This is a genomic window from Coleofasciculus sp. H7-1 (assembly GCF_057473865.1).
Window position 1 is genome coordinate 16,314 of the sequence record NZ_JBYCCT010000066.1, and the last position, 14,265, is coordinate 30,578.

At 48.4% G+C, this 14,265-nt stretch carries 10 protein-coding genes; 4 read left to right on the forward strand and 6 right to left on the reverse strand.

What is annotated here, in order from left to right:
* Positions 1-25: 25 nt before the first annotated feature.
* Complete coding sequence (locus AC2VDX_RS16655) at positions 26-1,399, reverse strand: type IV pilus twitching motility protein PilT (protein WP_378183365.1); 1,374 nt, start codon at positions 1,397-1,399, stop codon at positions 26-28.
* Between the two features lie 683 nt (positions 1,400-2,082).
* On the opposite strand from AC2VDX_RS16655, the gene AC2VDX_RS16660 reads away from it, so the two are divergent.
* Positions 2,083-2,409 (forward strand): hypothetical protein, encoded by a 327-nt coding sequence (locus AC2VDX_RS16660; protein WP_199292176.1) that lies wholly within the window; start codon positions 2,083-2,085, stop codon positions 2,407-2,409.
* Positions 2,410-2,429: 20 nt separating this feature from the next.
* On the opposite strand, the gene AC2VDX_RS16665 is transcribed toward AC2VDX_RS16660, so the two are convergent.
* A complete protein-coding gene (locus AC2VDX_RS16665) occupies positions 2,430-2,627 on the reverse strand; it encodes a hypothetical protein (RefSeq protein WP_378183368.1) in 198 nt (65 codons plus the stop codon).
* Here AC2VDX_RS16665 and wecB point away from each other — a divergent pair.
* Positions 2,618-3,736: a non-hydrolyzing UDP-N-acetylglucosamine 2-epimerase gene (gene wecB, locus AC2VDX_RS16670; protein WP_378183371.1), complete on the forward strand. Its 1,119-nt coding sequence runs from the start codon at positions 2,618-2,620 to the stop codon at positions 3,734-3,736. The genes AC2VDX_RS16665 and wecB overlap by 10 nt on opposite strands.
* A 14-nt stretch (positions 3,737-3,750) precedes the next feature.
* Here wecB and AC2VDX_RS16675 read toward each other — a convergent pair whose 3' ends face one another.
* The 3 genes from AC2VDX_RS16675 to ilvN all read right to left on the reverse strand — a co-directional run bounded on the left by AC2VDX_RS16675 (position 3,751) and on the right by ilvN (position 11,463).
* Positions 3,751-4,899, reverse strand: a complete 1,149-nt coding sequence (locus tag AC2VDX_RS16675; RefSeq protein WP_378183374.1) for an ABC transporter ATP-binding protein — start codon at positions 4,897-4,899, stop codon at positions 3,751-3,753.
* 151 nt (positions 4,900-5,050) lie between these two features.
* Positions 5,051-10,177, reverse strand: coding sequence for a WD40 domain-containing protein (locus tag AC2VDX_RS16680; protein WP_378183377.1), 5,127 nt, complete (start codon positions 10,175-10,177; stop codon positions 5,051-5,053).
* A 767-nt stretch (positions 10,178-10,944) separates the two neighbouring features.
* Positions 10,945-11,463: an acetolactate synthase small subunit gene (gene ilvN / locus AC2VDX_RS16685; protein ID WP_378184022.1), complete on the reverse strand. Its 519-nt coding sequence runs from the start codon at positions 11,461-11,463 to the stop codon at positions 10,945-10,947.
* Between the two features lie 328 nt (positions 11,464-11,791).
* On the opposite strand from ilvN, the gene AC2VDX_RS16690 reads away from it, so the two are divergent.
* Positions 11,792-12,160: a BON domain-containing protein gene (locus tag AC2VDX_RS16690; protein WP_378183380.1), complete on the forward strand. Its 369-nt coding sequence runs from the start codon at positions 11,792-11,794 to the stop codon at positions 12,158-12,160.
* A gap of 62 nt (positions 12,161-12,222) precedes the next feature.
* Here AC2VDX_RS16690 and AC2VDX_RS16695 read toward each other — a convergent pair whose 3' ends face one another.
* Positions 12,223-13,173: an alpha/beta fold hydrolase gene (locus AC2VDX_RS16695; protein WP_378183383.1), complete on the reverse strand. Its 951-nt coding sequence runs from the start codon at positions 13,171-13,173 to the stop codon at positions 12,223-12,225.
* Positions 13,174-13,627: 454 nt separating this feature from the next.
* On the opposite strand from AC2VDX_RS16695, the gene infC reads away from it, so the two are divergent.
* Positions 13,628-14,161 (forward strand): translation initiation factor IF-3, encoded by a 534-nt coding sequence (gene infC, locus AC2VDX_RS16700; RefSeq protein WP_378183386.1) that lies wholly within the window; start codon positions 13,628-13,630, stop codon positions 14,159-14,161.
* The last annotated feature ends 104 nt before the right edge of the window (positions 14,162-14,265 follow it).

Genomic DNA, 14,265 nt, shown 5'->3' on the forward strand with positions numbered 1-14,265 from the left:
ATTTTTAATTTTACATTTTTAATTGTTACACCCGACCTCGGAGAAACTGAGCCATCTCGTTCGGAGTGGGTGACATTTCCAGAGCAGTCTCTTCGGTGATTCGACCCTCATGGTAGAGTTCGAGGAGGGCTTTGTTCATCGTCATCATGCCGTCAAAACTGGAGCCTAGCATGATTCCCGTAATGTCTTCGTACTTACCCTCCTTGATGTAGTCCTTGATTGCTTCCGTATTGATCAGGATGTCGTGGAAAGCCGCACGCTTGCCATCGGTAGTTTTGCACAATCCTTGGGAAATGATTGCGACCAGAGATTCAGCGATCGCTATTTTCATCGAATGCTGCTCCTCTGCTGAGTAGAGGTTGAGAATCCGCTCAATCGTTTTCACAGCGCTATTGGTGTGCAGCGTCCCCATCACCAAGTGACCCGTTTGAGCCGCTTTGAGCGCAGTGTTGACAGTTTCTTTATCCCGCATTTCCCCGACCAGAATCAAATCGGGATCTTCCCGCAACGCGGCTTTTAGGGCGTTGTCAAACTTCAAAGTGTTCAACCCCACTTCTCGGTGCTTAATCAGCGACTTGCGACTGGTATGAACAAACTCAATCGGGTCTTCAATCGTGATGATGTGCTTCGCCATCTCCTTATTGATGTAGTCAATCATGGCAGCCATCGTGGTAGATTTACCCGACCCCGTGGGACCTGTGACCAAAACTAATCCCTTATGGTAATGGGAAATATCCTTGAACACCTCTGGCAACCGCAGCTGCTCCAAAGTCAGGATATTGTTCGGGATCAATCGCATCACCATTGATGGGCCGCGCATCGAACCAAACACATTGATCCGGGCGCGGGAGAATTCATACTGCGTAACGCCGTCAAAGTCTAAGCGCTCTTCAAATTCCCGAATCTGGGCGTCAGTCATCACCTCTCGCAACCAGCTCATGAATGTCGCTTCATCCGTCTGCGGATAATCGGTCATCTCCATGTCGCCCCGTTTGCGGTAGCGCGGAATTTCACCGACACCCGCATGAATGTCGGAAATTCCGTTTTCATGGGCTTTTACGACGATTTCCTTTAACGTGGGCTGTCCGGGACTAGGGCCTGCTCCCCTTGCAGGCGTCCGAGCCACCACAGTTGTTGCCGTTGCTGAGGTTGCCGAGGCAGCTGCGGCAGGGGATCGAACTCCTGTCCCAGCTGCTGGGGGAGCCGCTTTCGGTGGAGGAGGCAAAGCTGCCCCTGCATGGGGGGGAGGTGGCGCAGTCATCTGCATCGTTTGCATGGGCTGCTGCTGAGTAGAAAAGGTGGCAGCATCCCTACCAGGAGGTCGCATTCCTGGCGGGGGTGGGGGGGGAACGCGGGGTGGAGGCGGTGGTGACATGGGCGGACGCTGCGGTTCTGTCATCTTTCAACTACCACTGATGGGAAATTTGTAGGAATCGTTACCAAAAAAGCTAAGGATAGCTCGCGAATACGTTCTTCTAAGGCACGAAGCGATTCGGTGGAACACTCCACAGCTTTTTTTTGGGGAGCGTTAAAAACTCCTATTGCTAGTTTTCCCAAAACTTTTGGTTCGCTAACATTCAGCGCCAAAAATTCTCTGACCGGCTCAAAACAGCAGCATCGGCAACTCAGCAGTCTGTTCGCGGTTTACCTGTTAAAGCTAGATGAGCTGAATTATGAGAACACCTGTTAAAAGTTATAAGATATGTTAAGCATACTGAGATCGACTTTGGTTGTTTCCCTCTGCCACTGGTTGGGCGGCAAAATTGCTCTATCGGTGGAAAAGACTGAAACCCAAAACCTCTTCAAATTTCTATCTTTTGGATGATGGTCGTTTTCTAGGGCAGTCTACTATAGAACATCAGGAAAAATTTCGCATCCATAAATGTTCGGGATTGACTGTAAATTTTGATTAAGAACGGCTCATCTAAAGAAAAGGATTAACTATACTGATTTTCACTTAGTCGATGCCTAGGGATCGATTAAAAGTCATTTTCTGCATATAAATTTGTTGTTTGACTATCTGGAGAAAGGATCGTGCAATTAAGTCAAAATCAAGGTTTGGCAAAGGTTTATTCATTGTCTATGGTCAAGAGCTTTTTGATCTGGACTTTTACTCTAGGGGTTTGCTTGCTGGTGGTGGGTTTCCCCTTAGTTGTTTTGATGGTTACGGTAGGAGCTTTGTTAGCGATCGCTTTACAATCTGTGCTGCCAGTTAGCGCAGTTTTGTTGGTCGCCGGAGCCTTAATTGGCGGGAATATTTTGGCAGTTGTCGCCGGTGCGGCATTGCTAACCCTGAAGGGTGTTAATCCCCAAGAAGTCCGTTGGTTGCACTGGCTGCATGGTGAAGCCAATCCTTTACATACCTCTGTCTATGCAGCTTGCCCATTAACCTGCGATCTAGATTCTTGAATAACCTGTGAACGCTTTTATTAAGTTAGTTTCTTGTCTGCAAGAGTTCTGCGACCCGGCACCTGCCGGGTCTTTTCGTAGGAAAATGGCAAGCGTAGGATGGGAATGGAAGCGCTTGCCCGACAGGTCGGCGCAACGCGCGATCGCGCCGTGCCTCTAGCATGGCGATCGCCAGCCACCCGATTATTCCCAATTAAGCTAAATTTCCATGCCGCCATCTCCTATCAAAGTTTGCATCACACTGGGAACCCGTCCGGAAGCCATTAAGTTAGCACCCGTTATCCAAGAGTTTCAGCGATCGCTGACTTTTCAAACTCACGTAATTTTGACGGGTCAGCATCGAGAGATGGTCGAGCAAGTCATGCAGCTATTTGGGCTGAATGCCGACCAAGATTTAGAAATTATGCAACATCAACAAACTCTGACAGATATTACTTGTCGGAGTTTGCGAGGACTGGAAACTGTATTTGAGCAGTTACAGCCTCATTTGGTGTTAGTTCAAGGAGATACAACCACAGCCTTTGCAGCAGCTTTGGCAGCGTTTTATCAAAAAATTCCTGTCGGTCATGTGGAAGCGGGATTACGCACCGACGAGCTTTTTAATCCTTACCCGGAAGAAGCCAATCGGCGATTAATTTCTCAGCTGACTCAGCTGCATTTTGCCCCCACAACCCTAGCGGTAGAAAATCTGCAACGTTCTGGAGTCACTGGCGAAGTTCACCACACTGGCAATACAGTCATTGATGCTTTACTAACCGTGGCGAAAAGTCAGCCGGATTGTCCGATTCCCGGTTTGGACTGGAGTGGATATCGCACGCTGCTGGCAACAGTCCACCGACGCGAGAACTGGGGAGAACCCCTGCGGGGAATTGCTGAGGGATTTCTGCAAATATTAGATAAATTTCCGGATACAGCCTTACTGTTGCCGCTACATCGCAATCCCACCGTGCGAGAACCGCTACAAGAACTTCTCGGTAATCATCCCAGAATTTTCTTAACAGAACCTTTAGATTATGCCGAACTGGTGGGGGCGATTCAACGCTGTTATTTGCTGTTGACCGATTCCGGAGGATTGCAGGAGGAAGCACCGAGTTTGGGGAAGCCGGTACTGGTGTTGCGCGAAACCACCGAACGACCAGAGGCGGTAGCAGCGGGAACTGCAAAATTGGTGGGAACTGACCCCAATCAAATTGTTGCCGCCGCAACAGAACTGCTAAGCGATCGCAGTGCTTATCAAGCGATGGCAACGGCAATTAATCCATTTGGCGATGGTCGCTCCGCCCAACGAATATTGCAAGTTGTTGAGAAATATTTCCAAAGCTGTTAACAATTCCCTAATTCTTAAGGAAACAGAGCATCGCCCGTGGTGGGATCAAAGACAAATAACTGGTTGAGGTCGAGTTGTACAGAGATGCGATCGCCCGAATGACCCCGCCAATCTGAAGCTGCCTGGATATTTAGCGGTACCTCAGATGCCGGTAAATTAGCCCGAATCAGCGTCTCCCGTCCCAGCGGTTCTACAACCTTCACCTCAACCATCAGAAGTGAGTGCTGTAGGGGCGGGGTTTCCCCATTCATGCTCAGTGCTTCTTTTTCCTCTTGATTCTTAATTTTTAATTTTTCATTTTTAATTGTTATATGTTCTGGGCGAATCCCTAACTCCACGCCTTGCCCCTGGCTAAGTTGCAACTTGTCCTGAAGCGCTGGGGGACAAGATAAAGACTGACCCGCCACCTGAAAAACTTCACCCGTATAAGTCGCGTGCAGAATATTCATCGGTGGATTGCCTAAGAATGTAGCAACCATCAAATTTGCTGGTCGCGCATAAATTGTTTGCGGGTCGCCAATTTGTTGAATCTGACCGCGATTTAGTACCACAATTCGATCCGCTAGCGTCATCGCCTCTACTTGATCGTGGGTGACGTAGATGGTGGTAATTCCCACTTGTTGGTGCAATTGCTTGAGTTCTGCCCTGGTATCGTCTCGTAGCTGGGCATCCAGGTTAGAGAGGGGTTCATCTAATAAGAATACTTGGGGTTGACGAGCGATCGCTCTCCCCAATGCCACCCGTTGCTGCTGTCCCCCCGATAGTTGCCTGGGTTTGCGGTCGAGGAGATGGGCGATATTGAGCGATCGCGCCACCGTCTCCACTCGTTCCTGCATCGTTTTCGCGTCAACCCCGCGCATCCGCAGACCAAAAGCCAAATTTTTAGCAACCGTCATGTGCGGGTAGAGGGCATAGTTTTGGAACACCATCGCCACATCTCTTGCCCTAGCGGGAATCCCATTCATCAGGGCATCCCCAATGTAAAGATTGCCGCTACTTTGCGTGTCCAAACCTGCAATTGTCCGCAAAATCGTGGATTTGCCACAACCGGAAGGTCCCACCATCACCCAGAACTGCCCATCAGGCACCTCAAAGGAAATATCCTCAATAGCAGTGGCACTATTAAATTTTCGGGTAATTCCTTCTAAGCGAACATTTGCCATTGTTGTTAGAGATGAGTCGATTAGTCATTAGTTTATAGTTCAAAGTCCTTAGTTACTACTGCCCACGTCCTATAGCAATCCTGATTAATTTATAAACTTCTCTCTTTTTTCTTCCTTTGCGTCTTCGCGGTTCATCTAAAATCACCAAAGACTAATAATTATCACAAAGTTGGCGATCGCTTTCTCGGACTTTGGGATTATTTTCTAGATAGTCCTGCACCCAACTACAACTGCGTGCCAGGAGATTATCTAGATCCAGATTCCACAACATCACGGTTTTGTCCTTACTGGCAGAAGCAAGAATCTTCCCGTCCGGACTAAAACTGACACTGGTAACGCGATCGCTATGACCTTGGAGCGTTTTAATTAACGTGTCATCCAGTCGCCACAATTGCACCGTGTTTTCCCAGGTCGTCGTCGCTAGAATTTGACCATCTGGGCTAAAACTAACGTGAGCAACGCTATCCGTATGCCCTTTCAAAGTTCGATATAAAGAACCATCGCGCCGCCAAAGTTTTACCGTGTTATCATAACTCGCTGATGCAATTAGCTGACTATCCGGGCTAAAGGCAACATCCAGAACCCAACTACTATGTCCCGGTAGAGTTTGCAGGTATTTTCCCTGACTCGTCCAGAGTTTGACCGTATGATCGTCGCTGGCAGTCGCTAGTAATTTGCCATCGGGACTAAAAGCCACTGCATTGACGCGATCGCGGTGCCCGGTTAAAGTTTTAATCAAATTGCCCGAAGTATCCCAGAGTTTCACCGTCTTATCGCGAGAAGCAGAAGCAATCATCTTGGCATCGGGACTAAACGCCACATCCAAAACCCAATCGCTATGCTTATTCGCCTCATTCAGAGGGTTGAGAAGCGTACCCGATCGATTCCAAAGTTTCAGCCTCTTGTCACGAGAAGCAGAAGCAATCAACTGAGAATTTGGGCTAAAACTCACACTATTTACCCGATCTTTATGCCCATTCAACGTAGCGATCAAAGAACCGCTTGTGTCCCACAGCTTCACTGTCTTATCCTGACTGGCAGAGACAATCATCTGACCATCGGGGCTGAAACTCACATCATAGATATCATCCGTATGTCCCTTTAAAACAGTGCGCGACATATCATTAAGTCGCCATAATTTGACGGTTTTATCGTAACTGCTAGAAGCAATCGTCTGACCATCGGGGCTAAAACTGACACTTGTCACCCCATCGCTATGTCCCCGAAAGATTTTCAGCAGCTTCCCGTTACGCTGCCAGAGTCTCACTGTATTGTCATTACTGGCAGAGGCAATCATCTGGCTATTGGGACTAAAACTGACTCCAAACACCCAGTCACTGTGTCCCTGAAGAACCCGGATCGTTTGCCCAGTGCGGTAGTTCCAAAGCCTCACTGTTTTGTCATCGCTTGCCGACGCTAACAACTGCCCATCTGGACTGAAATCGAGGTTGGTTACTTTGCCAGTGTGTCCCTTGAGAATTTTTAAGGGTTGCTTAAGCGTCATGGAAGCCATGTCCCAGATTGTCACTGTTTTGTCGTCACTCGCCAATGCCAAAAATCGACCATCCAGGCTAAAGTTGGCGCTGGTGACTTTCCCGTTGTGTTTCAACGTTTTCAGCAACTTGCCGGTGCGATAGTTCCAAAGCTTTACTGTTTTGTCATCGCTTGCCGAAGCTAATATTTGACCGTCTGGACTAAAGCTGACCTGATTAACCAAACTACTGTGTGCTTTGTCAAAGGTTCTCAGTAAAGTACCGTCTGTTTGCCAAAGTTTTATTGTCTTGTCAGAACCAGTCGAAGCTAAGAGGCGACCGTTGGGGCTAAAACTGACACTGGTGACGCTGTCACGATGACCCAGAGAACCTGACAGGGTTTTCAGGATCTTGCCGTCGCGCCGCCAAAGTTTTACCGTCTTATCGACGCTTGCAGAGGCAATTGTCTGACCGTCGGGGCTAAAACTCACGCTCCAAACGACATCACGATGTCCTTCCAGGCGATTGCGCTCTTGTACCCCGTAGATTGCCTGCTGCATCGCCGTGACGACGCGCATTTGGGTATCAGGTTCTACCCCAACTGAACTTTTGAGGCTTTTACCTGCCCTCAAGGCTTCGATTAAGGCATCAAATTCTTTGTAGGAGACAAAGAGAGTTTCGGAAGAAGCGCTCAGGGCGGTGAGTTGAGCATTTGTTTGCGCGATCGCTGCTAGTTTTCTTTGAGCTTCGGCTCGCAGCGCAAATCCCCCGGCAGAAACTGCCAGGATCGTCATCATAATGCCGACGCCAATCGTTTGCAATTGTTGTTTCCGAGCCTGATGCAGCTTTTGCTCACTTTGTGCTAGTTGGGCTTTCAAGTTCAGATCGGATTTTTGACGAATCCGCTCGACCAGATAATCATGAACCAATTGGTAACGGGCTTCTGAGCCTTCCCAAATCACAAAAACTAAACCAGATCCTACAAGAATTTCTAAAATTAAGTCTAGTAGGGGCAATTCCTCTCCCACTAATCTTTCCGCCTCAAGCTGCAATACGGTTGCCAACTCTTGCTTCGTCTTCAGGGGTCGCGTCCCTTTCTCGTTAGTCAATAAGAATAAAACATTCCAAGCCACAGCTTCGTTTTGGGTACCACAATCAGCAATGACTTTTTTCAGAAATCGCTCAACCAGTTCGGCTTTTGGATTAGAACCCAGTTGCTGATACTGTTGCATCGTGGTGATTTTGTCTTCTTCTTCCTGCAATTGGGCACCCACTAATTGCAGCTCAATGGGGCGCACCTCTCCCAGTTCTTCAGCCAAATCTTCCACCAACCGATTAATTAGCTGCGGCTCTAAATAAAAAAATGGAGAGCGTTCGGTTAAGCTTTTGACAATCTGCCGCGCATCTGACTTAGAAAAATTCCCCAAGTAGTAGCGAATCTCTTGGTTTAAAATGTCGTTGTTGATGACATCTAAATACTGGAGTCGTTCGCACTCTAGTAAATAATGCAGATAGTCTTCTCGCAGAGACAAAATAACTTTTACAAAAGGAATGTTGAGGCAGTCGCGCAAAAATTCATAAAACTGCCGCCGCATCGCTGGGTGAGTACAGACGAAAAAAAACTCTTCAAACTGGTCAAAAATGAGAACAGTTAACAGATTGCGATCGCTATTGTGTCGCAACTGTTCCAAAAGGTTGGCGGTGAGTAATGTCGGCGCTACCTCCGGCTCATGCGTTTCCTCGGCGCGATCGCTTTCTTCTAAGATTTCCTGTAAAGATAACGTTTCCCCACCCGTTCTTACTTCACTGCTATCTTCTGACTCCTGTACAGACCCGATGGTGGCGGGAAGATGTTGGGCGTCTCCCTCCTCCCCTAAAGTAACTTCCGACTCCTGGTTTCTGACTCGGAGTGCCTTCGCCAATTGTCTCGCCAGCGTCCCCATCCAATCTTTATAAACCTCTACCACGACGGGCAAAACATCGCGTGCGCCGATGCTCTTGAGCTGTAATGCCGGAACTAAGCCAGCGGTGATAATTGAGCTTTTACCAACCCCTGAAGGGCCGTGAATCACAATTAATTTGTAGTCATTGCGACCGATCCGTTCAATTAGGCGCGTGACATCCTGCTGCCGACCAGAAGCGGCAATTTCCTGGGGAATCGACCCTCCCAGCCGCGTGTCGCCTCCAGATGCGGCACCTGGGTTCAGAGCCTGCCGGTAAGGCTGTAGGCGTCCGGCACCCGTAAAAGAACGGAACCCGTATTGATGCTCTAGGGAACGCTGCTCTTGCTTCAGTTGAAAGGCTTGTAGATACTCACCCTGCTGAAAGTAGAGCGATCGCAGTGCCTTGAGAATCCGAAGACATAAATGTGGATCGTACTGATGGTTACACTTGTCGAGCGCCTGTTCCAAGTTGTGAATCGCGGCGGCAGCTTGCCGCTGTCCCAAATGTTGCTGAGACTGTGCCAGCAGCAACAAATATAAGCTTTCATACTGAGATTGAGGGATTGAGACAGAAGTTGTCTGGAACGTTTCTTGCGCCAGCGTAGAAAGTGCCAGATTCGCTTGCTGATACGCTTCTATCCAGTCCAACTGGATAAGCGCCACTTCCGCCAAAAAGCCAAAATCTTGGGCCTGCTGGAGGGTTGCATCATAAGTTTGATGCAGTATCAAAGCTTTTTCTGCCAACTCCTGCAAATCTGCCCACGCTTCTAAACGCCGCAGCACTTCACAAAGGAATGAAATAAACTTAGCAACCAGTTCTGGACGTTGAGCTTCCTCAAAAACCTCAATGCAGTGCTGAAAATAGCTTCTCGCTTGCTTCCAGTGCTGGCGGCTCATTTCTGGTCGCAAGTTAGCCAAACGGGTATAGCATTGCCCCAAGTGAAACAGCAGCAAACCCACTTTCAGGACTGAGTGCTGAGGACTGACGACACAGAGGGAAAAATCAGAAACCCTGACTCTTGCCTCTTGGCTCTCCTTTGTGATGTTTTCCTCAGTCCTTACTTCCTGCCGTGCTAACAGTTCTGAGTCTTCAGTCCTGAAATAAGCCAGACTTCGTTGATAATGGGCGATGCTTGACTGGATTTGATCGGTGGCGTAGTCATTACGTCCCCGCACAAATTCCAGACTTGCCTGTAGTTGAGGCTCCAATTGTTGCCCGCGACGGCGCAAATCTGTTAAAGCCGACTCTAGTTCCAAGCGATGCTGGGAACCAACAGCCAAATCGAGGCTGGAATGATGCCACAACTCAAAATTGCTAGAATCTAGCTCTTTGGCAAACAGGGAGTCCGCCTTCTGCCGCAATAATTCGATTAACTCCTCCCCTGACATCACAAACCGGATTGAAGAAGCTGCCCAGCTTTTGAAATCTGGCGCAAACCGGATCAGCTTTTGCAGCACCGCATCGGAGATCCACAAGACGAGGGGGAAAGGAAACTGAGCGCGAAACTCATCGCGCACTTGGTTGGTCGAGGTCAGCAGCTGATCTAGAGCGACCACTGACTCCAGCCCTAAGATCATCGCGGCGGATAATATTTCTGTTTGTCGGGACGAATTCCCTTGTTCTAGCGCTTCTAAAATGGGGTTGTAAAGCGTCTTGACCGAATCTGCTAATACCACCTCGCGCAGCGAAAATGGATTTTTTTTTCGTACCTGCTGCACCATCCGCTGTTGCAACAAGGCATAGTTGCAGCGCACCAGAATTAGCGAGAATTGCCCCTGAGAAAGGGCGATCGCTCTCAAGAGAGTCTTTAATGAGCGTTGATTGTATGCAGCTGCCTCTTCTGGTCGGCTCAGATCGGTCATTGCTTTTACGTTTGTGCGCGTTCGATGGAGATTATTCCTCTGCCAATGCGTTAGCAGTAGCGGTATTTTAAAAACGAATAGGCACAAATACTACTTTTAATCGGCTGAACCGGCTTTGGAGCTGCTTAGGTTTTGCAATTAACTAATAATCCGCCAGCATTATCGTCGTTATATGTGAGTTTTGTAATTACCAGAAATCGTTGATTAAAAGGAGTCTCTCCATTTATTCCTGCCAAAATGTCCCTTCTACAGGCGACTTAAGTCAAGAGTCTGGCAAATAATCCAGATTGGGGAACCATCTAGAACTGCATACCCAGCAGGAATTTTCGGCATTGCTCCCAGTATTGGCGTCAAAGCATGGTTTGCGCCGGTTGGTTCGCAAGTTTCCCCTCTAGGAGAGGTTCTTGACGTGATTCGGCAGCGCACCTCTTATTATGTCTTTACCAGAGAATAAACGATTTTTCTGATAAAGAAAATAGTATCTGTACTTAGTGAGGACTAGACTCTAACCGCTCCCGATCCAATCCAGTTTCTCTAATCCGGGGTAGGCATCCGCTCATCCGGAAACTTTAGCTGATGTTTAGGGCAAAGTTGCACTCATTGGGATTCCTTGCCCAAAAAATCTCCGAGACTGACGAGAGCAGACTGGAGACTTGGAGAAAATAAGAGCGAATAACAGATGCGAGAAAGCGCGATCGCCTATACACAAAAATTGATGCTTCACCCCACTTCCCGCACCAACAAACTGAAAAACTCCCTTGGCTCGATTAAAGTTTAGCTTCCAGAGACTTGAGAAACTCTGTATTAACACCCGACTCGCGGGTAAGGGCGATTTTGCCGGTGCGAGCAATTTCACGCAAACCAAATTTATTCAGCACTTGGACAATCGCCACCAATTTGCCTGGATCTCCCACCACTTCTAAAGTAAGCGCATCCTCAGCGATGTCTACTACCCTAGCGCGGAAAACCTGAGCCAGTTCAATCACTTCTGAGCGATTGGAACTGGTAGCATTCACCTTCAGCAGCATCAGCTCTCGTTCTACACACGGAGTATCCGTTATATCCTGAACTTTTAGTACATTCACCAGCTTGTAGAGCTGCTTGGTGAGTTGCTCGATCACCCGGTCATCTCCCGGCACGACCATCGTAATCCGGGAGATTCCGAACTGCTCAGCTGGGCCAACAGCAAGGCTTTCAATATTAAATCCCCGACGGGCAAACAAACCGGCAATCCGGGTCAGGACTCCAGCTTCATCTTCAACCAAAACTGAAAGGGTGTGTTTCATTTTATACAAAGCAAGCAGAGGCGCGATGTTGCGAATGCAACACGCTCGATATTTTGCTTCCCTACGAGAAGCGGCGTTGGGTTGTAAACAGTACGTTAGCAAAGACATACTGCCTACACGCTATGCGAAGGCAATGCTGACAGAAATTACGTCAACATAACTCTATCTTAATGTTACTGTATAGCACCCCCTGACTACAAAAAACGGCTATCTCTGTAGAAGCGAGATTTAGCGCCCGGAGAACCTTAAATCTTTTCCTTGATAGATGTCTTGATTTGGCAATTTCATAATAATGGTATAGTTCAGCTTAATTGGAGCAAAAATACCTATGGGTTGGTTAAAAAGACTTTTTGGCATGGAAAAGCCGCAAAATGCCCAAACAAATGCGGTACCAGCACCGACAGCTCAAGCTCCTGCCTCAACCGGCACCGAAAGTAGCAGCGAGACGATTCCCCCAGAGCGAGTGGGATTAACTGGGGAATATGACCAAAGCGGACTTGCCAAGCGGGTGGCTCTAGCTTTCGATGAAGATCCGAATTTGGATGATATTAATACGCTCTATGTCGCCCAAACCAGCGGCACAGTTGTGCTAAAAGGACAAGTTCCCAGTCAGGAAATTCTCAATCAAATGGTCTCGGTGGCTCGGAGTGTGGAGGGTGCCACGGGTGTCGAAAGCGATCAAGTCACCATTGGCTAGAAGCTAGACGCAAGCAGAGAAAATCGATAGGGTGGGCAGTACCCACCCTACTTGACTAAAAGCTAATCACTCACTGCTAACTGTTTTTGGGGTGTAGCAGAGCTATCTGCCTTGTCTTGAGGCATCGTGTCGAGCCAGTTGAGGATAATCTGGTTGACTTGATCGGGACATTCGTCATGGGGACAGTGACCGGCATCCAGCTCTACTAACTGAAGCTTAGGGTTGAGATCGCTGAACCGAGCCAGTATGCTCAAAGGAATCATTTTATCTTGCCGCCCCCAAATCAGCAGCATGGGGGTGTTCAAGGTTGGCAGTAAGGTTTTGACACTGGGGCTAAAGTTAGCACTGGTCATGGCTTTGAGGATGGCACAGAATGCTGCTGCCGAACCGCGATCTTGAGCAGGACCTACCAGAATATCTACCAGTTCGTCGGTGACAGCATTTGGGTTAGCGTAAGCGATCGCTGCCCACTTGCGGACGAAGGACGGACGCCTGACTAGATAAAAAACGTTCTGGAGAATCACGGGGGAAGCCACAACACCTTTAACCGCTGTCACAACGGGTTGCAGCCATGTAGGAATCGCCTCCTGCTCCACGGATGGATCGGGTAAACTCATCATCACAAAGCCCTTCACCATCTCTGGATGCGCTGCCGCCACCGCCAGACACACCAGCGATCCAATCGAATTTCCGACTAACACCACTGGCTGCTGAATGAAAGTGCGCCAAAAATCGTAAACTTGCTCTACCCAAAGATCGATTTTGTACTCTACCTGCGCCTTCCGGGATGCCCCAAATCCCAGCATATCCAGCGCATAAACCGTGTGAAACTGACCGAATACGGCTAGATTGTGTCGCCAGTGTCCAATGGAAGTTCCAAATCCATGCAGCAGCATCAAGGGAGTCGTCATTTGTGTCGGTTGAGACGCCCGGATGTATGTATAGCGAGTCTGCCAACCCCGCCAAACCCAGTCTCGTTGACTGCCAATTCGATGCTGCCAATGCTGGGTCACGATCGCTTTTGCCTCAAATTTAATAAGTTTTACAAACTTTGTCTTTGTCTGTTAACTTCCATTTTAGTGGTTTGCCGCTAGAGATTGTCTCATCGGTTTTTCTGGGAAGTTAAGTTAATAAACCTAGACAAAACCCGTACTGTATGGCTATAGCACAGAAAAAGTCTTTACCTACTGACACCAGACTGGCACTGCCTGAGTGAATTGCCAATACGCAGTCGGTTGAGGGAGAGATGCCAGCGATCACTTTTTGGAAGTTACATGAACAACTATAGACAGAAACTCTCCCATACTCAGTAGAATGGCAAGTACAAGTTTGAAAAACTTGGTTTCGTTGGGAGTGAAATTGAGAACGCCAGGGAGCAGCCTGTAGTCCTAGTGCGATCGCTCAACCATTCAGTAACCCACTGCTATCAAATTAACCTTATCAACTAACCGAGCAAACATAACCCTAATGCCTGTGATTGAGAAAAGACGCACTCGCGATCTACCCCAAATCAACGAACGTATTCGCTTTCCCCAAATTCGCGTCATCGACACCGATGGCACGCAGCTGGGAATTATGACGCCAAGCGAGGCTATCCGTATCGCCGAAGAAAAAGAGCTGGATCTTGTCCTGCTCAGCGATAAAGCAGAACCGCCCGTTTGCCGGATTATGAACTACGGCAAGTATAAATTTGAACAGGAGAAAAAAGCGCGGGAAGCCCGGAAAAATCAGCATACCGCTGATGTCAAGGAAGTGAAGATGCGCTACAAGATTGAAGAGCATGACTATCAAGTGCGTGTCAATCAAGCCGAGCGCTTTCTGAAGTCGGGAGATAAGGTCAAAGCCACAATTACGTTCCGAGGCCGAGAAATTCAACACAGCGATTTAGCCGAGGAATTACTCAAGCGGATGGCGACGGATTTACAGGAAGTGGCGGAAGTGCAGCAAGCTCCCAAAAAAGAAGGTCGCAACATGATGATGCTGCTGTCTCCGAAAAAATAGCTCAGTCGTCGGCGGTCAGTAGTCAGGTAGTCAGTGGTCAGTGGTGTGGGGAGGACCAGGCGTCGCCCGAACAGTGGTCAGTGGCAAAAAAGAAACAACTGACC

What these genes read in the sequence shown, in the direction of transcription:
- AC2VDX_RS16690 (WP_378183380.1), top strand. Translation starts at nt 11,792, where the DNA reads ATGGGTTGGTTAAAAAGACTTTTTGGCATGGAAAAGCCGCAAAATGCC.
- AC2VDX_RS16665 (WP_378183368.1), bottom strand. Translation starts at nt 2,627, where the DNA reads ATGGCGGCATGGAAATTTAGCTTAATTGGGAATAATCGGGTGGCTGGC.
- wecB (WP_378183371.1), top strand. Translation starts at nt 2,618, where the DNA reads ATGCCGCCATCTCCTATCAAAGTTTGCATCACACTGGGAACCCGTCCG.
- ilvN (WP_378184022.1), bottom strand. Translation starts at nt 11,463, where the DNA reads ATGAAACACACCCTTTCAGTTTTGGTTGAAGATGAAGCTGGAGTCCTG.
- AC2VDX_RS16655 (WP_378183365.1), bottom strand. Translation starts at nt 1,399, where the DNA reads ATGACAGAACCGCAGCGTCCGCCCATGTCACCACCGCCTCCACCCCGC.
- infC (WP_378183386.1), top strand. Translation starts at nt 13,628, where the DNA reads ATGCCTGTGATTGAGAAAAGACGCACTCGCGATCTACCCCAAATCAAC.
- AC2VDX_RS16680 (WP_378183377.1), bottom strand. Translation starts at nt 10,177, where the DNA reads ATGACCGATCTGAGCCGACCAGAAGAGGCAGCTGCATACAATCAACGC.
- AC2VDX_RS16660 (WP_199292176.1), top strand. Translation starts at nt 2,083, where the DNA reads ATGGTCAAGAGCTTTTTGATCTGGACTTTTACTCTAGGGGTTTGCTTG.
- AC2VDX_RS16675 (WP_378183374.1), bottom strand. Translation starts at nt 4,899, where the DNA reads ATGGCAAATGTTCGCTTAGAAGGAATTACCCGAAAATTTAATAGTGCC.